Raw genomic sequence first — 19,839 nt, forward strand, 5'->3', positions numbered from 1 at the left:
GGTCGGGTTGTCGAGGGCGGAGTTGACCGTCTTGCCGGTGGCGAGGCGGTTCTGCGTGGTCGCCATCAGCTGCGCCGTGTCCTGCAGCGAGAGCAGGTTCTGACGCGTGGCGGCCGACAGGGTGATGGAGGACATCGTTCGATCTTTCTGATTCAAGCTACCCGTTTCTTGGGTGGGCCAGTAATCGTCCTCCGGAAGTTTCCCGCGAGTTAAAATGATTGCCGTCTCGCGAGAACTCGCAGCGATCGTTAATTGATTACTTCTTGATTTGATCTATTTCGGCACGCTTGCAAGCGGCATTCAATATCTATTAACCATCTTCTGGCAAAGCCGTGGGGGCTGCCGGACTGCCATCACGCTGGTCCGCCTGGGATTATCGGGCGGAGCGGCAGAGCGAGGGCGGCACCGCATCGCGCTTGGAGTTCGGCCGTGATCGTTCAGTCGCCCCTTGAGGCCGCCAACCCGCATCCCGGCGTGCCCGCCGTGTTCCCGCACGTCGCGGTGGCGATTCCGTGCGGCACCATGGTGCACGCCGATTTCGCCGTCAGCCTCGGTACGATGATGCACACGCTGGGCGAGATGCCCATGTCGATCGTCGTCGGGAAATCCTCCATCGTGGCGGATGCCCGCAATCTGGGCCTCGACTACGCCCAGAAGTTCAACGCCGATTACATTCTGTTCATCGACAGCGACATGACGTTTCCGCGCGACGCCCTGCTGAGACTGCTGGTCCGCAACGTCGACATCATCGGCGCGACGTATTCCCGGCGCACGGCGCCGCATCATTTCCTCGGCGACATCCTGCCGGAGCAGCCGGTCGACGCCCCGAAGGGCCTCCTGGAGATGACGCGGATCCCGACCGGCTTCCTGCTCGTCAAGTCGTCGGTCTTCGAGCGACTGAAGAAGCCGTACTTCCGCTTCCGCGTCGACGAAGAGGCCGGCGTGAACATCGGCGAAGACTACGATTTCAGCGACCGCGTCCGGTCCCTCGGTTTCAGGATCTGGTGCGACCCCTACCTGAGCAAGGAACTCGGGCATATCGGCGAGCACGCTTTCAAGCTGTAACCGCTGGATCGCGCCGCGACTCCGCAGGTCCGGTCTGTCACCCGGCTCGCCGCCGCCCGGACACGCGGCGCGACCGACGGCAGGGCTGTCGCCCCGCTGCGCGCGGCCGACCTCGGGTCGACCAAACCAGTGAAAGGACCGGGCCGGCCGCTCCTCGCGAAGGCGGCCCGGCAATTCCGGTATCGCTCCCGGCGCTCTTGCATCCCGGCGCCGGTGATGCGCATCACGCGACCGTCTGACACGAAGGCGTTCCGCCTCATAGTGCAGCCTTCGCAGCGCCTCGCCGGTGAGCGTGACGCCTCTCAATCGCTTCGCCCCATTCGTGTGCGCGGAGGCGGGCGGAAGCCCCCCGGATCCGCCGGCGATTCCGGGTCGTCCCGTCAGCCGATCCGCGTGGCCAGCGCCTGCTGGAAGGCTGAGAACACCTTGCGCATCTGCGGCGCCTTGTAGGGATAGATCTCCGCCGAATCCATGTCGTGAACGACCATGCCGGTGTCCGCTTCGAAGATCAGCAGGCGGCCATCGCGGCTCTCGGCGCAATCGAGGACGAGATAGTCGAGACCCAGGCGCCGATGGATCTCCGCGAAGGCCTGCCGGTGGCGTCGCGCGAAGACGGTGTCGAACGCCGCCATCGCGGACGCTTCTTCGGCCTGTTTCCGGGAATCGTCGAGCATGCCGGCGTTCAGGTAATGGATCATCCAATGATCACGGATCGCCATGTGACAGAGGAACGGTGCTCCGTCGATGAGCGCGATCCTGTATTTCCGGTAGAGGCCATCGGGACCGCGGTAGTCGCAGAACTGTGTGAGGTACAGTTCCTCCGCCTGCGCGCCCGCAAGATAGTCTCCGAGCGCGGGCGTATGCTCGATCCGCTGCAGGTCGTTCCCGGCATGCGTGTCGATCGGGCGGACGAGGATGGGAAAATCGAGACCCTGCGGGATGCGCGAGCCTCCCGCGATGAGGCTCGAGCGCCCGGCGCGGAGGATGCGCGGGACGAGGATGCCCGGCGCACCGGCAAGCGCCTCGGCGATCCCGTGGCGCGATGTCCGCAGGACGCTGCGCGGGAGATTGAACACCGGCCGGGTCCAATGCGCTGCAGCTTCGTCCAAGGCTTCGAGGACCGGCTCGTTGGCGCGTGAATACGCGACGCCGACGACGACCACGTCGTGCTCCGGAAGTCGTCGCGGCGCTTCCTGCCCGGGCAGGATGTAGAGGTACTCCACCGAGAAGCCGGGATCGTCGAGAAGGAAATCGACCGGCGTGTTGGCCATGAGGTCGCCGGCCGCCACGATGACGAGCACCCGCGTCCGGGCGCCCGGCGCGTTCGACCGGAGCCTGAAGTGCCTGTGTCCGTGCAGGACATCGGTCTGGAGCTTGAGCGCTTCCTCGGAGCGTTGCAGCAGCAGCAGGATTGTCGAGAGGTCCAGCGCGGCGCCCGCTTCGACCACGCCGTTATTCGCCCCGGCGACGATCGCCTGGGCACAGGCTGCCAGGTCCGATCCCTCGAACGCCGCGCGGATCAGGCGTGCCTGTCCGATCATGGGACTGGGCCAGAACTCGGGGTGCGCAGATGCTTGCATCAGTCCGTTCCGCAGGAGGGAATCGCGCCCGTGGCGAACGGGGATCCGGGGCCCGGAACCGTGCCTGCGGAACACGCAGGCCGGCCCCTGGCGGGACTGTGCCAACCTGCGGTTTACGAACCGCTAATCATGATGGCGGCGGCGTCCCGCAGCCGGGACCCGGCTTCCCGCCGCCCGATCCGCGCCTGCTATCAGCCGCGCCGCGATTGCGATGCTGCGGCCTTTCGCAGGGCATCGGCCAAGGGGCCGGTCGGCGCGACGTCCGGGGGGGCTGCGGGCCGGCTCCGCTGCGGTTCGCGGGCGGGTTCGCCGGTCCGCCGTGCGGATGCCGCCGCGTCCACCGGATCGTCGAGCCGCATCGAGAGGGCAATGCGCTTGCGAGGAACGTCGACGCTGAGGACGAGGACGCGAATGACCTCGCCGATCCGCACCACCTCGATGGGCGATGCGATCCGTCGGCGTGCCATCGCCGAGACGTGGACCAGCCCGTCCTGATGGACGCCGATATCCACGAAGGCGCCGAACGCGGCCACGTTTGTGACCACGCCTTCCAGCTGCATGCCGGGTTTGAGGTCGCCGATCGTCTCGACACCCTCCTGGAAGCGCGCCGTCTTGAAGGCCGGCCGCGGGTCGCGCCCGGGCTTCTCAAGCTCGGCGATGATGTCGCGCACGGTCGGCAGGCCGAAACGCTGGTCGACAAAGGATTCGGGCGTCAGTTGGCCGAGCGCCGAGGGATTGCCGAGGAGAACGCGGATGTCGCTCTTCGTCGCCTTGAGGATGCGGTTGACCACCGGGTACGCCTCCGGGTGGACACCGGAGGCGTCCAGCGGATCGTCTCCTTCCTGAATGCGGAGGAAGCCGGCGGCCAGCTCGAAGGTCTTGGGGCCCAGGCCCGTTACGCCCTTGAGCGCCCCACGCGTCCGGAATGGGCCGTGGGCATCCCGATGGGTAACGATCCTGGCGGCCATCGAGGCTCCCAGACCCGAGACCTGCGCCAGAAGGGCCGGCGACGCGGTATTCACGTCGACGCCCACCGCGTTCACGGCATCCTCCACCACCGCGGCCAGCGAACGCGACAGCTTCGTCTCGCTGACATCGTGCTGGTACTGCCCGACGCCGATCGATTTCGGGTCGATCTTGACGAGTTCCGCGAGGGGATCCTGCAGACGCCTGGCGATCGAGGCCGCACCGCGATGCGACACGTCGAGGTCCGGCAGTTCGCGGGCGGCGATCTCGGAGGCCGAGTAGACGGAGGCGCCGGCCTCGGACACCGTCACCTTCGCGAGGTTGAGGTCGGGATTGTCCGCCACGATCTCGGCGGCGAGCCGCTCGGTTTCCCGGGACGCCGTGCCGTTGCCGATGGCGAGCAGTTCGACACCGTGGGAACGGCACAGGCGGCCCAGCGTCGCCACGGCCTCCCGCCAGCGGCGCTGCGGCTCGTGCGGGTAGGTCGTCTCCACCGCGACGATCCGGCCGGTGCGATCCGCGACCGCGACCTTCACGCCGTTCCGGTAGCCCGGATCGAGCCCCAACGTGACCCGGCCACCGGCCGGAGCGGCCAGGAGGAGATCCTTCAGGTTCCCGGCGAAGACTTGGACGGCGTCGTCCTCGGCCCGCTCGAACAGGCGCGTGCGCAGATCCTGCTCGATCCCGGTCCTGATCTTCGTGCGCCAGGCCGTACGGACGGTGTCGAGGAGCCACGTGTCACCCGGGCGCCCCTGCGCGGCGATGCCGAACCGGCGGCAGATCGCAGTCTCGAACGGGCCCGGAAGGGCGGGCGGCGACTCTGCGCCCTCCGCGTCGAGGTCGACGGCCAGCACCCCCTCGCGCTCGCCGCGCAAGACCGCCAGCACGCGGTGCGACGGCATCCGCTCCAGCCGCTCGGACCAGGCGAAGTAATCCGAGAACTTTGCGCCCTCCTGCACCTTGCCTTTGCGGACCTTCGAGACGAGTTGGCCGCCCCGCCAGAAATCCGTGCGCAGACGGCCGACGAGGTCGGCATCTTCCGCGAAGGTCTCGACCAGGATTGCCCTGGCCCCCTCCAGCGCCGCCTCGCCATCGGCGATCCCGCGTTCGGCGGATACGTAGGCGGCCGCGGCCTCGGCGGGCGCGCGACCCGGCTGCTTCAGTAGGGCTTCGGCGAGCGGTGCGAGCCCCGCCTCGCGGGCAGCCTGCGCCTTCGACCGACGCTTGGGGCGGTAGGGCAGGTAGAGATCCTCCAGCCGCGCCTTCGAATCGGCCGCGTCGAGAGCGGCGGCGAGCGCTGGCGTCATCCGGCCCTGAGCCTCGATGCTCGCCTGGATGGCGCGGCGGCGGTCGTTGAGATCGCGCAGGTAGGACAGGCGCTCGTTGAGCCTGCGCAACTGCGTGTCGTCGAGCCCACCGGTCGCCTCCTTGCGGTAGCGGGCGATGAACGGAACGGTGGCTCCGCCGTCGAGCAGCCCTGCCGTGGCGGCGACCTGCGCCTCCCTGACGCCGAGTTCCTCCGCGATGAGGGCGTTGACGGTCTTCATGCAATCTCCGGCGGGCGGATCGTGATGCGGTGCGAGCGGCGAGCCTCGGACGCCAAGCCGCCGGAAACATGGCATCGGGCGTCTGTTCGGTCCTGGATCGTCAGGAGTGCGGCTGCGCGTTGCCCGTCGCGGCCGCCCCGCCTGCGCGGTCGAGAATGCGCCGGCACGCCTGCCGGTGCCCGATCCTCGTCCGCAGGATGAGCCGTTCTCGCGTCATCGCGAGCTTCTCCGGTATCGTCCCGTCACTGAACGAATCGACGTGACGGACGACGGATGCGCGAGATCAGGGAGGATGAAACGCGATGGCCGGTTCAGCGATCCGGTGTGGTCCGCCATCACCTAATCCTGCTTCGCTGCCCCTTGCGGGATGGCTGGCGGGCTGATCGGACGGCGCCGCCCGCCCGCCACGGTCTCGCGGGATTCGACACGCTGCCCTGCATCGGGATGCCGGTTGATGGGGGCGGACGCGTAGCGGGATGAGGCTATCCGGCATCCTGTGGAAAAGCACGCCGGGCAGCCGTCATTCACAGAGTTGTCTTCAGAATAGCCGATAGCAGTCACCGCCGTCAGCGATGGCTTGGAAGTCTCGCAGTCGGGCAGTGCACAGTGTTTTCCGCTCGGATCGCTAGTCCTCGAACGGATTGTCGAGATTGAGACTTGTCCTTGACGACGATCTGTTCACGTCGTCGTTGTGTCGCCGGTTGGCGCAAATCTAGCGCTTCGCATGGCCCGGAGAGGCAGGCGTCCCGTGCAGTTCGAGATACGCGAGAGCAGCCGTTCGCTGTGGTCCTGGGCGCTCCTGAACGACACCGAGGAGACGGTTCTGGTTTCTCGGCGGAGCTTCCCATCACGGGCGCAGGCCACGGCGGCCGCGCTGGCCTTCTCGCAGCTCGTTGCGCGGGCGGGGCGATCCCTCTCGGGTGGCCCGCGGCCGGTCGGCTTCTCCTGACGGCTTCAGCCCGGCACGGCTGAGCGGTCGGACGCGTTTACGCCCGGTGGCGAATGAGGCTGACCACGCTCGAACAGGCGATCACGCAGCCGACGCCCATCGCGCCGAGGCAGCTGATCGTGCGGACCGGCTCACCGCGGGCGAGGACGATGGCGACCGCGAGCGGCAGGAGCAGAAACACGAACATCAGGGTCATGGACAGGTCCATCTGAGAATGGCTGAGTCTAGGACCCGAATGGTTAATCGCGTGTCACGGCTCGCCGCCCGAGAACCGGTCGGCGCCGCCAACTTCGCCCGCGTGAGCGAGCCGCCCTTGGCAGCGTGACCGCGCTGAGCGCGGCGCCACCAGGATCGCCCGTCTCACGTGCAGGCACGGCCCCCCCGTTGGCGGCCATCCGTCAGAGCCGGACCAGCCGATCGACGAGCGCCCGGTCGTGCAGCAGCGCCAGCCGCTCCTTCGGCGAGAGCCACGCCTGGGCCTCCGCCACAGTCTCGGCTTCGCAGATCTTGGCGGCGGCGAGCGTCTGGTCCGGGTCGATGGCGCCGCGCGGCCTGGATTGCCCGGGGGGCAGCATCCGGTCATGCGCTTTGGCGAGAATGGGATCCGCGTTGAGCGCCGCCAGCGCATCGTCAGCGTCGAACCCCAGCGCGGTGTTGCGCGCGGTCAGGGCGGCGGCGCGCAGCGCGATCTCCGGCGGTGCCGCCTCTTCGGGCGTGCCGAGGAGGCGCCGGTCCTTCAGGGCGAGACCGAGGCCGAGCTGGCCGCTCGCCCAGGAGATCGGGATCGCCAGCACGAGGCCCAGAATGGTGGGGCTCATCCAGAGGAACAGCGACGTGGCGATGGCGAAGGCAGCGATCCCTGCCACGAGCCCGAGCACCATGTGCCAGCGGTGCCGGACGACGATGTCGCGCAGCGGGATCGAGCCGTCGTCGCGCCGCTGCGGGTTCCAGCCCGTGTCGCGGCCGAGCAGGATGCTAACGACCGAGCCGGACTGGATCACCATCGCGACGGGTGCGACCAGCGCGGAGAGCAGGATCTCGACGAGGCTCGACATGATCAGCCGGCCGGATCCCCCGCAGGCGCGGCGCACCCGGCCATCCAGCAGGGCCAGGACCAGACCGAGGATCTTCGGGGCGAGCAGCACCGCCATGGTCAGCCCGAACAGCTGCAGCGCTCGGACGGGATCGAACCGTGGGAAGACCGGCGAGAAGCCGGCGCCGCCGAAATAGTCGGGTCGTTCCGTGGCGGTCTGGAGGACCAGCAGGATGCCGACCACCAGCTGGAGGAGCCACAGGGGGGAGGCGAGGTATCCGGCGATACCGGTGGCGAAGTGCTGGCGGGTCGCCGGATGCAGCCCGGATGCGCCGATGACCCGGGCGTGCTGAAGGTTGCCCTGGGCCCAGCGTCGGTCGCGCACGGCGACGTCGATCAGCGAGGGCGGGCTCTCCTCGTAGGAGCCCGGCAGACGGTGGAGCATGTAGACCGCCCAGCCGGCCCGGCGGATGAGGGCCGCCTCGACGAAGTCGTGCGACAGGACGTGGCCGCCGAAGGGTGGTTTGCCGGGCAGGTCGGGCAGGCCGCAGGATGACGCGAAGGCGTGCGTCCGGATGATGGCGTTGTGACCCCAGTAATTGCCGTCCCGGCCGGACCACGCGGAGAGCCCGGCGGCGATCACCGGCCCGTAGATGCGGGCGGCGAATTGCTGGAGCCGGGCGAACAGTGTGTTCCGGTTGATGATCAGCGGCAGGGTCTGGATGATGCCGGCATCCGGGTCCGCCTCCATGGCGGCGGCGAGCGTCACGATGGCCGATCCGCTCATCAGGCTGTCGGCGTCGAGCACCAGCATGTGGTCGTAGTGCCCGCCCCAGCGGGTGACGAAGTCGCCGATATTGCCGGCCTTGCGGTGATGGTTCTTGGGCCGGTGGCGATAGTAGAGCCGGGCCTCGGGGCCGAGGCGGTCGCGCAGGTCCAGGTAAGCCCGCTCCTCGGCGATCCAGGCATCGGCCTGCGTCGAGTCGGACAGGATGAACCAGTCGAAGTGCCGGCCGAGCCCGGTGGCGGCCACGGCCTCGTGCATCGCCTCGACGCCCGCGAAGGTGCGGGCGGTCGCCTCGTTGTAGACCGGCATCAGCACCGCGGTGCGGGTCGACAGAGCACCCGGGATCTGCGGGGTCGATCCGCGCCGGAGCAGGGTCGCGAAGCCGAGCAGCCCGCTGGTGAAGGCCAGGGTGATCCACGAGAAGGTGAGGCAGAACAGGACGACGAGCACGAGCTGAAGCGCGGTCGGGCTTCCCGAGACCGACACGGTCTGAACCATCTGCCAGCCGCCGTAGGCCGTGAGGGCGGTGGCGCCTCCGAACACCCAGAGGCGAGCGAGCCAGGGGCTCCTCGCCGGCCGCGCCGGCCTGTGGGCGCTGGCCCCGTCCCAGCGCGCAAGGTCCTGAACCGGCATCGCCAGCGGTGCCTCCGGCGGCAGACCCGGGCCGGCGGCGTACGGCGCCGGGTCCGATCCGGGCCGAAGCTGCGGCATATCGGGCGGGATGATCGTCTCGTCCAAGGACATGGTGCAGGCGGCCCCTCGAAGGCGGATGTCGGCGGGGATCACGCGGTCCACCGGAACAGCCAGGTCTCACTGGCGCGGGCCTGACCGCGCCGGAGGGCGAGACGCAGCTCCACGGCCCGCTCGCCACCCGGATCGAGCTCGAACAGGATCCGCAGGGTCTTCCGCTCCGGATACCGGAACCGGTCCTGGCGGGTGATCGTCCCGGCCGAGGCTCCGAGATCGACGTCGATGTCGCCGGGCTGGAACAGTGCCTCGCCCTCGAAATCGACCGCGAAGAGGCGGCGATTGCCGCCGCTGCCATGACCGCACCGGCTGCCGCACACCCGCGCGACCTCGGGCGGCAGAGGATCGGGCCAGCCTTTGGACCAATGCTGGCGATAGAGGAATCGCATCTCGCCGCCCTTGGCGAGCTTCGCCTTGGGTCGCCAGTAGGCGAACACGTTCTCGTTCAGCTCGGAGTCGCTCGGGATCTCCAGCAGCGTCACCGCGCCCTCGCTCCAGTCGTCCTGTGGCTCGAGCCAGAGGGATGGACGCTGCTCCCAGTGCCGCCGGTCGTCCTCGAAATCGGCGTAGGCGCGGGCGCGCTGCATCAGGCCGAATCCCTTCGGCCCCCGGTCCACGAAGGCCGAGACCTGCAGCGCCTGGGGGTTGTGAACGGGGCGCCAGATCGGTTCGCCGTAGCCGTTGCGGATCGCCAGCCCCTCCACCGAGAAGGCCGCCGCACGCAGGTCATCGACGCGGTTCCGGTCGAGCGGGCCGAAGAGGTAGCTGCCCTGCATGCCGCCGAGGCCGATATGGTCGATCTCGGCCCTGGCGAACACGGTCCCGTCGATCGCGGCGGTCGAGGCCTCCGGACCGGGGGTCAGCGTCAGCCGGAACGCCGCGGTGGCCGACTCCGAATCAGCCAGGGCGTGGACGACAACCGGCTGCCCAGGGGCGGGAACCTCCACGAACAAGGCCCGGAACAACGGAAATTCCTCCCCGCGGGAATCGGCCGGCCGCAGGGCGAGGGCCCGGGCGTTGATGCCGAAATCCTGGCCCTGGGCCACGAGTCGGAAAAAGGAGCCGCCCTGGAACAGCGCGAAGTTCGTGAGCCCGTCGGCGTCACCGAAGCGCGCACGCAACCGGAAACCCGAGAAGGCCGTCTCCGCGGTCAGATCCGGAAGCTCGATGCCCAGGGAGACGAAGGCCGCCCTGTCGTACGGCACGGGCTGCACGAGACCGTCCTCGATGAGGAACAGCGACACCGGCGTTTCGAAGATCGCGCCGCGCAGGAGCGGCTCCAGCACGTAGCCCGCGTCCCGATTCGCCCAGATGGCGCGGCCTTCCGCCGGACGGATCGTCTCGTAGACCTCCCGCGAGAGAGCCTTCAGGGCCGCCGGCACGTCGTTGGTCTTGGGGGCGACGTAGGGCACCTTCGCCCGGGCCCTGGCGAGATCCGTGAGCGTGTTCGCCTCGAACGCCTCGCCGGGACCGGGCAGCGACGGCAACTTCTCCGGGTCGGCCGCCCAGGATGCTGTCGGGAGTGATCCCGCGGCGGCGCCCAGCGCGCCGGCCAGCATGGCGCGGCGGGTCGGGGCGGCTGAAGGTCCGACATCGGTCGTCATACGGTCGAGGATCTCACGTCTCGGTGGGGCGCCTGTATCCGGGCGTCCGGCTGAACCCGGGGTTAAGCAACCGGCAGAACCGCGCGTGGCTCCGTTGACTTAACGCGAGCCGGCTCTCTAATTCGCCGACCTGCATCGAAATCGGGGAGGCAGCATGGGGTCGTTGCGAGTCACAGGCCACGGCGTTGATCTCGGAGAGAGTCTACGCAGCCGTGTCGAGGAACGCATGTCCGCGATCCAGGCCAAATACCTCGACTCGCACATGAACGGATCCTGCTCCGGCCATGTCACGCTCCGGCGAGATGGAACGGCTTTCCGAACGGATTGCGTGCTGCACCTCGTGTCAGGTCTCACCATCGAGGCGAACGGTTTCTCCCACGATGCCCGGTCGAGCTTCGAGCAGACGGCCGAACGTCTGGAGACACGGCTGCGCCGCTACAAGAACCGGTTGAAGCAGCACGCCACGGGACCCGGCGACGACGCGGCGGTGGAAGCGGCCTACGCGGTGCTCGCGGCCCCGGCCGAGGAGGAGGTCGATGACGAGGAGGCGGGGGAGGGGGACACACACCCGCCCATCGTCGCCGAGAGCACCAAGACCCTGCAACGCCGCACCATCGGCGAAGCCGTCACCGCCCTCGACATGACGGGATCCCCAGTGGTCGTGTTCGTCCATGCTGGTACCGGACGCGTCAACGTCGTATATCGGCGCAGCGATGGCGCGATCGGCTGGGTGGACCCTCCGAACGCCGTCGACTGACGCGGCGGGTCGGGAGGAACGGAGCCGGAACCGGCTTGTTTCCCGGTCGATTGAAAGGCAGGGGCATGGCCGCAGCGGCCAACTTCGCCCCTGCGACGAGGCCCGGTCCGATGTGGGCGGGTGACGGGGCAACGGTCGTTCGATGCCAGTTCTGGAATTCCTTGACCCCGAATCGGTGGTGCCGTCGCTGCGTGCGCGGGCGAAGAAGCAGGTGCTACAGGACCTCGCCGCGCAGGCGGCGAGGCGCCTGCCCGCCCTCGGCGAACGAGCGGTCTTCGATACGCTCCTCCAGCGGGAGCGCCTCGGCTCGACCGGCATCGGCGACGGCGTGGCGATACCGCATGGCAAGCTGCCCGGTCTCGACCGACTGTTCGGCCTGTTCGCCCGGTTCGACCGGCCGGTGGATTTCGAGGCGCTCGACGGGCAGCCCGTGGACATCGCCTTCCTGTTGCTGGCTCCGGAAGGCGCGGGGGCGGACCACCTGAAGGCGCTGGCGCAGGTCGCACGGATCCTGCGGGAGCCGGGGATGCTGGCCCATATCCGGGCGGCGCGGGACGCCGGCGCGCTCTACGCGCTCCTCACCCGTTCCACCACACCCCAGGCGGCCTGATGCCGGCATATCGGATCCTCGCCGCGCTGGCGCTTGCCGCAGGCCTGGCCGGACCGGTTCTGGCGCAAGGCGACTCCACCTGCGCGCGCGACCTCCTCGTCGCACAGTCGATGCAACGACAGGCCATCGATCAACTCGAGCAGGTGGACAGCGACGACGCGAAGACCTGTCGGGTCTGGCGGCGGCATGTCGAGACCATGCGGCGGGTGGCGAGCGTTTACGGGCGCTGCCTGTCCGGCTCCGAACGCGGCGAGCGCCTCGCTCAGGTACAGGGCTCGGACCGGGAATTCTCCGCCGCGATCAAGGCGCGGTGCAAGGGATCCTGAGGCACCGGCCGATGGAGGTAGCCCGCCCTCGACCTCAAGGTCGTGTGAAGGTTCGGGCTGCGCGACTCGAACAGGGCTTGCGGGCAAGGCCTACAACCAAGGCCTGCACCCAAGGCCTGCGAGGCTGCCGCAAAACCCGGGGCGGCCTCATGGCCTCAATCCACCCGGCGCAGCATCCGCGGCTCGGCCACCATCTTCACCGGCTTGCCTCGCCCGATCAGGATCGCGGCCCGGGAGCGTTCGGGATCCGTCTCGAACCGGGTGCGCACCCAGCTCGCCAGGAACTTCACGTACTCGGAGGCGACCAGCTTGGCCGCCGGGGGGCTCTGCCACCACCGGTCGGCATCGAAGGCGTCCGTCACGACCGGGTGCGGCAGGACGCGGTCGCTGTCCTGCAGGGCGTGATCCAGTTCCACCAGCGTGCGCGGCATGTGGTAGTTCGACGTGACAACCGCGACGGTGCTGAAGCGGTGCGCCCGCATCCAGCGCCGGGTCTCGATGGCGTTACCGATCGTGTTGCGCGCCCGATAATCGAGGTCGACGCAACAGGCGATCAGCGCGTGCTGCGTCGGGTTCAGGCGGGCGATCTCATCGCGGCTGGTGCGCTCGTTGACACCGGTGATGAGCAGGCGCCGCCCGTACCCGCCAGCCAGCAGGTCGATGGCGTCGCCGATCCGCTGTGCGCCCCCGGTGAGCGCCACGATGCCGTCCGCCCTGTCGGGGGGCATCCGCTCGTGACGGGCTAGGGCACCGACGAAGATCAGGAAGCCGGCGACCAGGGCCAGCGTCCCCAGCCCGGCGCCGAATCCGCAGGCCCACAGGGCGATCCGAGCCTTCGGGGACGGCTTCGCGGCCGCGACGGCACGGTCGGGGTGCCCCCTCTCGTGCCAGGTCCAGCCGACGATGTCGGTCGCGAGCGGATCCGATGCGCGCAGCATACGCGTGATCATTCTCCGGAGGATCGGCCCCGATTGCGGCGGCCCGGAGGCCGCGCTTCCAGCCCCGTACACAGCGCAACGATTAGGTTTCCAGACGGTAAACGTACGGGCGAGACCCTCTTTTTCCACCCGTGTCGACAGGCGGCACCACGTTCAGGTCAGGAAACGGCGGACGGTGATGCGTGAGACGACGCCGGTGACCAGAGAGGCGATCACGCCGATCAGGATGACGCTCGCGTAGCCGCGAAGCCCGACATGGAAGGCTCCGAACAGCGCTTCCACTTCCTGACCCGCCGGTCCAGACCGGGCGGCCCGCGCCAGCAGCCCGGCAAGCACGAAGGCGAGAATCGCCACGCCGGCCCCGATCGCGCCGCCGCGCAGGCCGAGGCCGAAGAAGCGCCGCTGGAAGGCCCGGGCGATGTAGTCGTCGTCGGCCCCGACGAAGTGGAGCACCTCCACGACCTCCCGGTTGCTCGCCATGGCGCCGCGCGTCGCGAAGGTCACGGCGAGGCCGGTCGCGATCAGTACGAGCACCACGAGCCCGACACCGATGCCCACGAACGCGTTGGCGGCCGTCGAGAGCCGTTGGAGCCACAGGACGTGGTCGTCGAGGCTGGCGACCCCGGGCAGCGCCTCCACGAGCCGCGACCGGAGCCCCTTCAGGTCGGCGGATTGCGTGTTGCCCAGCCTGAGGGCGATGAGCCGCGGCACCGGCAGGTCGGAGAGGTCGAGGCCGCTGCCCAGCCAGGGCTCCAGCAGGCGCTCGGCCTCGGCCTTCGAGAACACCCGCGTCTCGGCGATGCCCGGCTCTGCCTTGGCGATGGTGGCGGCGCGGGCGACGTCCGCATCGACGTCGCGGCCGGGACCGGGCCGGATCTGGATCGTGATCTCCTGGGCCACGTCGCCCTGCCACTGGACGGCGTTGGCAGCGACCATCTCGGCCGCGCCGGCGCAGAGCCCGGCCAGGAAGGTCAGGATGGCGATGACCGCCGCCAGCGAGCGCCCGGCCGTCGTGTCGGTCGGCACGAGGGGCGCGTTGCGGCGCAGGTTCGCCGGCGTCGCCGGGTCCGGGATTCCGGCCGGGGGCAGCGTCCGCCCGCGCGAGGTGGCCTGACTGCTCATTCCTCGATCCGAAGCCGGCCGTCGCCTAGAACCATCCTGCGGGCATCGACGGCGTCCATAATGCCGAAATCGTGGGTGGCGATGATGACGGAAGTCCCCAACTTATTCAGCTCAAGAAACAGTCGCAGGAGCCGCCGCCCCAGGCCCGGATCGACGTTGCCGGTGGGCTCGTCCGCCAACAGCAGGTCCGGCCGGGCGATCAGCGCCCGGGCGATGGCGGCGCGCTGCTTCTCCCCGCCCGACAGGAGGGGCGGCAGGGCGTGCATGCGCTCCCCCAGTCCGACCCAGCGCAGGAGTTCAACGACCTCCGCCCGGTAGCTCGTCTCGGCGCGCCCCTGGACGCGCAGCGGCAGCGCCACGTTCTCGTAGGTGGTGAGGTGATCGAGCAGACGGAAATCCTGGAACACCACGCCCATGCGCCGCCGCAATCCGGTCAGCGCCTTCGCGGAGATGCTGCTCACCTCCTCGCCGAAGATCGAGACCAAACCGCGCGTCGGCCGCGCCGAGAGCAGGATCAGGCGCAGCAGGGTCGTCTTCCCTGCGCCCGACGGCCCCGTGAGGAACTGGAACGAGCGCGGAGCGATGCGGAAGCTGACGTCGGACAGGACCTCCGGCCCGAGGCCGTAGCGCATGCCGACGTTCTCGAACTGCACCACCGGCCGCTCAGCGCCGGGCAGCAGGCTCTTCATGTTCGCCTGGAGGTTCAAGGCCGTGCCGTGTCTCGTCTGTCGGTGGATCGGGAATCGCCGGACGGGCGGGCGTTTTCAAGGCCTGAGGGATTTCACGCCCGCTTAACCCTGTTCGGCCACACTTTCTCAAGCGAATTCACTCTCCGGCGCGGTCCGGCCGGTCGTTGCGAGTATGGCGCGTATGCTGATCGTCTGCCCGAGCTGCTCCAGCGAGTACCGGATCGATGCCGATCGAATCGGCATGGAGGGTCGCTCGGTTCGCTGCGCGGCCTGCCGCGAGACGTGGTTCATCACTCCAGCCGATGTCCTCGCCGGTCACGAGGCCGAACTCTCGGCCGGGATCGGAGCCGACCCCGACGCCGATGCGGCGTGGGAGGAGGCTACCGCCTTCGTACGGCGGGATTCCGACGTTCCCGCCCCGGCGATCCGGGTACCGGACCGACGGTCGCTGCGCGGCGGCGGTGCCAGGCGCGCGTTCGCCGGCTTGTCACCCAGCCTGGCCCTCGGTCTGACCCTTCTTGCGGCGCTGCCCCTCGTGTGCCTCGCCCGCACGAACGTCGTCCGCGCGATCCCGCAGACCGCATCCCTGTTCGCGCGGATCGGCCTGCCGGTGAACCTGCGCGGCATCGAGATCCGGGACGTCGTGGCCTTCAGCAACCCCGCGGAGGACGGCCGGCCGGCAGAATTGGTGGTGGAGGGCGATCTCGTCGGGGTGGCCCGTGCCGACATGCCGGTGACGCCGCTGAGCGTCGAGATTCGCGATGCGGGCGGTCGGGCCGTGCAGACCTTCTCGGTCCCCGCGCCGCGCGCCACCCTCGCGGCGTCGGAGACGGCTCGGTTTCGCGCCAGTCTGACAGCCCCGCCGCCGCAGGGTCGTGCCGTGGTGCTGCGCTTCGCGGAGGCCGACGCGGCGCGCGCCATGCCGCGGTCGACGGCGGATCATTGACCGAACCTCGGAGGCAACGCGCCGGACGCGCTCCGTCAAGGCCCGCCCTTCACCGTTCCGGCGCCACTGTCAGCTCTGTTCCTGTTTTGTGCGTGTCGGGACTGATCTTGGGCCGATCCGGGAGCATGGGGCTCTCGCTCGGTGGGCATTCACGAGACGGTCCCTGTCCTCATCGAGACGACCGAGGCGGTCGAGCCGAAGCGGGTGTTCGACTACTGGCGCAGTACCGCCCTGGCGCGTGGACGCGCCGCAGCTCGTCATGGATCACCCCTTCGCGGCGGCCCGTAGGGGTGCCCTGTCGAAACACGGCGCGATCCTGCGCACGATCAGCAACCCGATCGGGGTCGAGCGCATGGCCCGCCACGCTCGCACGGACGGACCCGACGACATCGCAATCGTGGTCCTCCTCCAGGGGACAGGCTACCTAGAGCAGGGCAATCATGGGGGATTGAGGGGTGCGGGCGACATCGCGATCCACGGCATGGACCAGTCATTCGCCATCGGCAGCCGCGACAGCTACGAGGAAATCCGGCTTCAGGTACCCCGCGCCGCGTTCCTCTCGCAGGTCGGCAAACCGCAGGCCTTCGCCGGTCGCAAGCTCGACGCCACGCCGCTGAGCCACCTCTTCATCGGCTATCTCCGCCCCGTCTCCGGGGCGGTCGGCGGCAGGACGCAGGCGGAAGCCGGCATCGCCCGGGACGGTGTTGCTGCTTGCTCCGCATCCTCACTGAGGGGCAGGGTGAGCGGAAGGATGGGAACCTGTCCGTCGCCGTGCGCGCGCTGGCGCTGGCCCATATTGAGCGTCGGCTGCACGATCCGGAATTCGGACCCGAAGCCTTCCCGGCGGCGCTCAGGATGTCGCGCAGCCGGCTGTCCGCAGCCTTCACCGGGGACGACGGCGTCGCGGCCAAGATCCGCGACGCTCGGCTCGACCGAGCCTACCGGCGCCTCGCCGCCGTCCGCGGGCGCGTACAGGTCGCGTCGGTGATGACCAGCTGCGGCTTCACCGACGCGGCGCCCTTCAGCCGGGCGTTCCGCCGCCGCTTCGAGCTGGCGCCGCGGAACCTTCTCGGCGCGCGCAGCGGCTGATCGGCTCAGATTTGGCTGCCGGGCGTGTCCGTCATGGGGCGACCGGGGCTCGCAGCGCCGCCCGCCACACGCTTGAGTGCGGCGGAGAGGCTGAGGCTCCGGCGGATCACAACCAGACCGATCCGTGCCAGCCGGATCTGATTCGGCAACTGCCTCGGGCCGATGGGCCGGTAGGCGAGGCGTGGACTGGCGCGTTCGGCCTCCGCGATGGCTTGTCCGAGGGGAAGTGCCGCGATCCGCTTTGCCTCCGCGGCGGCGATCCCGATGGTCCGCGCCCAGCCGGCATCGCGCGCGAGCAGCCCCCTTCCGTGCAGACGGCGGAACCGCCGTCGCCACAGGTAGCGGAGCACGGCCCGGGAAAAGGTCTCCATGCGGGCGTCGCACAGGGCGTCGGGTTCCTCGCAGCGCGAGCGGATCGTGTCGGCGACGCCGCCAGGGGCGCGTCCTGCAAGGCGCGCCGAGATGGTCACGCAGACGTCGGTGGCGTGCCGCACCCGCAAGCCGTGTTCGAGCAGGCGCGCGATGAAGGCACCATCCTCCCCGAGGGGGATCTCCGGCATTCCGCCGACTTGAAGATAGGCTGCACGCGTCACTGCCAGGGTCGCGCCGATCGCCGTCCGATGGCAGGGCCAGGGATCGTTCGGATCAGGGTCGAGGCGCGCCTCGGCCTCGGTGATCAGGGCATCGTAGATGTCCTCAAGCCGACCGCGTGCGGGCAGGGCGGGCGGCAGCAGCGCCGCCTCGGCGGCGTCCAGTTCGACCCGTCCGGCGACCGCATCCGCTCCCGCTTGGATGGCAGCCCGATTACGGGCGATCCAGTTCGGCGGCACCCGACTGTCGGCGTCGGTGGACAGGATGATCCCGGCCTGACCGGCATCGCCGAGCCACGCGGCGGCGGCATCCATGGCCCGGCGCCGCGCCCATCCGGCATGCGCCCCAGCAAATTCCTCGACCAGGATCCGGACCGGGATCGACAGCCTCGGGACGAGATCCGAGACGATCGCCTCGGTCCGGTCGGTACAGTTGTTCAGGAACACCACCAGCCCGAGGCTGCCCGGCGCGAGTCCCTCCTGGGCATCGAGGGCCAGCAGGCAGGCCGCGATGCGCTCCTCCTCGTTGCGCACGGGCACCGCCACGACGGCGTCGGGGCTCGGGGCGGCTGAAGGTGGGGCGCTCGTCACCGGTCGTCTCTCCATCGGGCCCCGCCGCGAGTCGGGGCCTCAGGCGCTATGCCGGGTTCTGGCTGAACGAAAGCGGAAGGCGCGGCGTGTACCGCTCAGAGCGTCTTCTCGAGGAGACCCTCGATCCATTCCTGCTGGGTTTCGCCCACGGAACGCCCGACTTCGGTCGCGCCCTTGTAGGCGATCAGCGTGCTCTGCATTCGGGCGTCGAACCGCCTCAGCAGATCCTTCTGGCTGTCGAAGTCGATCGCGAAGACCTGGAGGTTCCTGAAGCGCGGATCGGCGGCCAGCTTCTCGATGATCGGCTTCTGCGTCCGGCAGATGGGGCACCAGGGCGCGCTGATCGCGATCAGGATCGGTCGGCCTGCCGTGCGCGCGGCCTCGAAGGCGGCATCGGAAAAGGGCATTTCCCCGCCGGCCCGGGCCGGTCCCAGACCAACCGACAGGAGGAGACCGGCCAGCGCCAGGACGTGCCGACGGGTTTTCATGCTGCGTACTCCCGGGCCGCACCACCACAGTCGGGAACGCGGCGTCGGACACACGCTACACGATGCGACGGCAAAGCGAGCGCCTGGCGCATCGTTCGAAGGTCCCGGAAGGCGGAGGCGCGCAGTCACATCATCGAGATGGCGCGCTGAGCCGATCCTCCGCGACGAGCGCGGCGATCTCCTCGGCACCCACGGCGTCCAGGGGCTTCCGGACACGGAGTCCCCGCGTCGGCTCGTCGGCGCGCATAACCAGCACGATGGTCTCCATGTCGGGGCAACCGGGATCGGCGCAGGCGATCTCGTTGACGGCGAGCGCATCGGCCCCGCCGAGAGCGAGGGCCTGGGCGAGCTCCCGCTTGAGGCGCGCCGCGATCTCGGCGCGCTCGGCCGAGCGGGCCCGCCACGCCTTCAGGCTTACGAACGCCATGCTGAATAAAAATACCCCGGTGGGCTGCCGCGTGGCCCTGCCTGATCCGACCGGTCAGGCCTGAAACGACGGCGCGAGTTGTAACAATGTTGCATCAGCGCGGAGCGGTCAAGCGACCGCCCGCAACGAACGCTCGAAACATTTGCGCTGCTCGCCCGTAATGCCAGCACAAGCCTCGCACGAACGGCAATCTTCTGCTGGACATCGCAGTCGACAGCATGGCGATCCTTCTGCGAGGTGCGTTCGAGCGCGTAGAGGATGTGTCATCTTGCGACCCTGGCGGGACGGACCGAACGATCGGCGCAATTATCATCACGGTAACTTGAAAGAGGCCCTCATCGAGGCCGCGCGCCGATTCATCGCTGAGCGCGGTATCGGTGGTTTCACGCTGGTCGATGCCGCGCGCCTCGTCGGTGTGACCCCCGCGGCCCTGTATCGCCACTTCCGCGGTCGCGAGGCCCTGCTGGAGGAACTTGCGGGGCGGGGATTCGCGGAACTCGCGGCCCGGCTTGCCCGGGCCCTGACGTCGCGGGGAACACCGTTGGAGCGGTTTACCCGCATGGGCGAGACCTACCTCGCCTTCGCGGAAGAGGAACCCGCCTACTATGCGGCCATCTTCGAAACCCGGGGAGGGCAGGGCGCAGCCAGCGATGAGGCCGGCTTGGCTTCTGCCAGCCCCGCCGCGCGACCGAGCCCGTTCGACCTGCTGGTCGAGGCCCTGCAAGCGACGTTCACCGACGGCTTCGGCGGTGTCGCGCCGCGCTTCATCGCCCTGGAGGTATGGGCGCTGGCCCACGGCCTGGCGACACTCTCGGCGGCCGGGCACCTGCCGCGCGGGCCGGGTTTCCCCGACAAGTACGAACTCCTGCGGGCCGGAGTCCTCGCGCTGGTTCACGGCGCGGCGCGGCGCGACGAGCGCGACCCCCGATCCGACCGGCCTTGAAAGGCGCACGCGTCACACGCATGTTAACCGCGTTCACATGGACAG

At 69.3% G+C, this 19,839-nt stretch carries 19 protein-coding genes and 1 pseudogene; 8 read left to right on the top strand and 12 right to left on the bottom strand.

The annotated features are described in order from the left end of the window. Positions 1-135: pseudogene (locus tag MFF58_RS27225) on the bottom strand (flagellin); the annotation flags it as partial. 294 nt (positions 136-429) lie between these two features. Between MFF58_RS27225 and MFF58_RS27230 the strand changes: the two are divergent. Beyond that, positions 430-1,065 carry a glycosyltransferase family 2 protein gene (locus tag MFF58_RS27230; RefSeq protein ID WP_238292631.1) on the top strand — a complete coding sequence of 212 codons (636 nt, stop codon included), beginning with the start codon at positions 430-432 and terminating at the stop codon, positions 1,063-1,065. A 380-nt stretch (positions 1,066-1,445) separates the two neighbouring features. On the opposite strand, the gene MFF58_RS27235 is transcribed toward MFF58_RS27230, so the two are convergent. Both MFF58_RS27235 and MFF58_RS27240 read right to left on the bottom strand, forming a co-directional pair. Continuing rightward, entirely contained in the window at positions 1,446-2,645 is a 1,200-nt protein-coding gene (locus MFF58_RS27235; protein WP_238292633.1) for an ATP-grasp domain-containing protein, read from the bottom strand. A 191-nt stretch (positions 2,646-2,836) separates the two neighbouring features. Next, on the bottom strand, positions 2,837-5,158 hold the full coding sequence (locus MFF58_RS27240) for a Tex family protein (RefSeq protein WP_238292635.1): 2,322 nt from the start codon (positions 5,156-5,158) through the stop codon (positions 2,837-2,839). A 748-nt stretch (positions 5,159-5,906) separates the two neighbouring features. Between MFF58_RS27240 and MFF58_RS27245 the strand changes: the two genes are divergently transcribed. Next, the gene (locus MFF58_RS27245) at positions 5,907-6,107 is read left to right on the top strand and encodes a hypothetical protein (protein WP_238292638.1); all 201 of its coding nucleotides are present in this window, start codon (positions 5,907-5,909) and stop codon (positions 6,105-6,107) included. A gap of 37 nt (positions 6,108-6,144) precedes the next feature. Here MFF58_RS27245 and MFF58_RS27250 read toward each other — a convergent pair whose 3' ends face one another. The 3 genes from MFF58_RS27250 to MFF58_RS27260 all read right to left on the bottom strand — a co-directional run bounded on the left by MFF58_RS27250 (position 6,145) and on the right by MFF58_RS27260 (position 10,278). Next, positions 6,145-6,303 carry a hypothetical protein gene (locus MFF58_RS27250; RefSeq protein WP_238292641.1) on the bottom strand — a complete coding sequence of 53 codons (159 nt, stop codon included), beginning with the start codon at positions 6,301-6,303 and terminating at the stop codon, positions 6,145-6,147. A gap of 202 nt (positions 6,304-6,505) precedes the next feature. Then, the gene (mdoH, locus tag MFF58_RS27255; protein ID WP_238292711.1) at positions 6,506-8,638 is read right to left on the bottom strand and encodes a glucans biosynthesis glucosyltransferase MdoH; all 2,133 of its coding nucleotides are present in this window, start codon (positions 8,636-8,638) and stop codon (positions 6,506-6,508) included. A gap of 71 nt (positions 8,639-8,709) precedes the next feature. Then, complete coding sequence (locus tag MFF58_RS27260) at positions 8,710-10,278, bottom strand: glucan biosynthesis protein D (RefSeq protein WP_238292644.1); 1,569 nt, start codon at positions 10,276-10,278, stop codon at positions 8,710-8,712. Positions 10,279-10,432: 154 nt separating this feature from the next. Between MFF58_RS27260 and MFF58_RS27265 the strand changes: the two genes are divergently transcribed. From MFF58_RS27265 to MFF58_RS27275, 3 genes are all read left to right on the top strand, one after another. Then, positions 10,433-11,035 carry a ribosome hibernation promotion factor gene (locus MFF58_RS27265; protein ID WP_238292649.1) on the top strand — a complete coding sequence of 201 codons (603 nt, stop codon included), beginning with the start codon at positions 10,433-10,435 and terminating at the stop codon, positions 11,033-11,035. Between the two features lie 142 nt (positions 11,036-11,177). Then, positions 11,178-11,645: a PTS IIA-like nitrogen regulatory protein PtsN gene (gene ptsN / locus MFF58_RS27270; protein ID WP_238292651.1), complete on the top strand. Its 468-nt coding sequence runs from the start codon at positions 11,178-11,180 to the stop codon at positions 11,643-11,645. Further along, complete coding sequence (locus tag MFF58_RS27275; RefSeq protein WP_238292656.1) at positions 11,645-11,971, top strand: hypothetical protein; 327 nt, start codon at positions 11,645-11,647, stop codon at positions 11,969-11,971. The genes ptsN and MFF58_RS27275 overlap by 1 nt, the downstream gene beginning before the upstream one ends. 155 nt (positions 11,972-12,126) lie before the next feature. On the opposite strand, the gene MFF58_RS27280 is transcribed toward MFF58_RS27275, so the two are convergent. The 3 genes from MFF58_RS27280 to ftsE form a co-directional block, all read right to left on the bottom strand. Next, positions 12,127-12,909: a YdcF family protein gene (locus tag MFF58_RS27280; protein ID WP_238292658.1), complete on the bottom strand. Its 783-nt coding sequence runs from the start codon at positions 12,907-12,909 to the stop codon at positions 12,127-12,129. A 153-nt stretch (positions 12,910-13,062) separates the two neighbouring features. Further along, positions 13,063-14,031, bottom strand: a complete 969-nt coding sequence (locus MFF58_RS27285; protein WP_238292661.1) for a cell division protein FtsX — start codon at positions 14,029-14,031, stop codon at positions 13,063-13,065. Beyond that, complete coding sequence (ftsE, locus tag MFF58_RS27290) at positions 14,028-14,720, bottom strand: cell division ATP-binding protein FtsE (protein ID WP_238292713.1); 693 nt, start codon at positions 14,718-14,720, stop codon at positions 14,028-14,030. Before ftsE ends, MFF58_RS27285 begins: the two co-directional genes overlap by 4 nt. 181 nt (positions 14,721-14,901) lie before the next feature. Here ftsE and MFF58_RS27295 point away from each other — a divergent pair, with 181 nt between their 5' ends. Both MFF58_RS27295 and MFF58_RS27300 read left to right on the top strand, forming a co-directional pair. Then, on the top strand, positions 14,902-15,666 hold the full coding sequence (locus tag MFF58_RS27295) for a zinc-ribbon domain-containing protein (protein WP_238292664.1): 765 nt from the start codon (positions 14,902-14,904) through the stop codon (positions 15,664-15,666). Positions 15,667-16,377: 711 nt separating this feature from the next. After that, complete coding sequence (locus tag MFF58_RS27300) at positions 16,378-16,755, top strand: helix-turn-helix domain-containing protein (RefSeq protein ID WP_238292667.1); 378 nt, start codon at positions 16,378-16,380, stop codon at positions 16,753-16,755. A 5-nt stretch (positions 16,756-16,760) separates the two neighbouring features. Here the strand turns inward: MFF58_RS27300 and MFF58_RS27305 are convergent, their stop codons facing one another. From MFF58_RS27305 to MFF58_RS27315, 3 genes are all read right to left on the bottom strand, one after another. Then, positions 16,761-17,951, bottom strand: coding sequence for a glycosyltransferase family 2 protein (locus MFF58_RS27305; RefSeq protein ID WP_238292669.1), 1,191 nt, complete (start codon positions 17,949-17,951; stop codon positions 16,761-16,763). 80 nt (positions 17,952-18,031) lie between these two features. Further along, the gene (locus tag MFF58_RS27310) at positions 18,032-18,424 is read right to left on the bottom strand and encodes a thioredoxin family protein (protein ID WP_238292671.1); all 393 of its coding nucleotides are present in this window, start codon (positions 18,422-18,424) and stop codon (positions 18,032-18,034) included. 130 nt (positions 18,425-18,554) lie between these two features. Beyond that, positions 18,555-18,851, bottom strand: coding sequence for a hypothetical protein (locus MFF58_RS27315; protein WP_238292673.1), 297 nt, complete (start codon positions 18,849-18,851; stop codon positions 18,555-18,557). Between the two features lie 268 nt (positions 18,852-19,119). Between MFF58_RS27315 and MFF58_RS27320 the strand changes: the two genes are divergently transcribed. Beyond that, on the top strand, positions 19,120-19,794 hold the full coding sequence (locus MFF58_RS27320; protein ID WP_238292676.1) for a TetR/AcrR family transcriptional regulator: 675 nt from the start codon (positions 19,120-19,122) through the stop codon (positions 19,792-19,794). The last annotated feature ends 45 nt before the right edge of the window (positions 19,795-19,839 follow it).

Source organism: Methylobacterium longum, from assembly GCF_022179385.1.
GTDB lineage: Bacteria > Pseudomonadota > Alphaproteobacteria > Rhizobiales > Beijerinckiaceae > Methylobacterium > Methylobacterium longum.

What these genes read in the sequence shown, in the direction of transcription:
- MFF58_RS27315 (WP_238292673.1), bottom strand. Translation starts at nt 18,851, where the DNA reads ATGGCGTTCGTAAGCCTGAAGGCGTGGCGGGCCCGCTCGGCCGAGCGC.
- ftsE (WP_238292713.1), bottom strand. Translation starts at nt 14,720, where the DNA reads ATGAAGAGCCTGCTGCCCGGCGCTGAGCGGCCGGTGGTGCAGTTCGAG.
- mdoH (WP_238292711.1), bottom strand. Translation starts at nt 8,638, where the DNA reads ATGCCGCAGCTTCGGCCCGGATCGGACCCGGCGCCGTACGCCGCCGGC.
- MFF58_RS27265 (WP_238292649.1), top strand. Translation starts at nt 10,433, where the DNA reads ATGGGGTCGTTGCGAGTCACAGGCCACGGCGTTGATCTCGGAGAGAGT.
- MFF58_RS27305 (WP_238292669.1), bottom strand. Translation starts at nt 17,951, where the DNA reads ATGGAGAGACGACCGGTGACGAGCGCCCCACCTTCAGCCGCCCCGAGC.
- MFF58_RS27310 (WP_238292671.1), bottom strand. Translation starts at nt 18,424, where the DNA reads ATGAAAACCCGTCGGCACGTCCTGGCGCTGGCCGGTCTCCTCCTGTCG.
- MFF58_RS27260 (WP_238292644.1), bottom strand. Translation starts at nt 10,278, where the DNA reads ATGACGACCGATGTCGGACCTTCAGCCGCCCCGACCCGCCGCGCCATG.
- MFF58_RS27285 (WP_238292661.1), bottom strand. Translation starts at nt 14,031, where the DNA reads ATGAGCAGTCAGGCCACCTCGCGCGGGCGGACGCTGCCCCCGGCCGGA.
- ptsN (WP_238292651.1), top strand. Translation starts at nt 11,178, where the DNA reads ATGCCAGTTCTGGAATTCCTTGACCCCGAATCGGTGGTGCCGTCGCTG.
- MFF58_RS27280 (WP_238292658.1), bottom strand. Translation starts at nt 12,909, where the DNA reads ATGCTGCGCGCATCGGATCCGCTCGCGACCGACATCGTCGGCTGGACC.
- MFF58_RS27275 (WP_238292656.1), top strand. Translation starts at nt 11,645, where the DNA reads ATGCCGGCATATCGGATCCTCGCCGCGCTGGCGCTTGCCGCAGGCCTG.
- MFF58_RS27235 (WP_238292633.1), bottom strand. Translation starts at nt 2,645, where the DNA reads ATGCAAGCATCTGCGCACCCCGAGTTCTGGCCCAGTCCCATGATCGGA.
- MFF58_RS27240 (WP_238292635.1), bottom strand. Translation starts at nt 5,158, where the DNA reads ATGAAGACCGTCAACGCCCTCATCGCGGAGGAACTCGGCGTCAGGGAG.
- MFF58_RS27250 (WP_238292641.1), bottom strand. Translation starts at nt 6,303, where the DNA reads ATGACCCTGATGTTCGTGTTTCTGCTCCTGCCGCTCGCGGTCGCCATC.
- MFF58_RS27295 (WP_238292664.1), top strand. Translation starts at nt 14,902, where the DNA reads ATGCTGATCGTCTGCCCGAGCTGCTCCAGCGAGTACCGGATCGATGCC.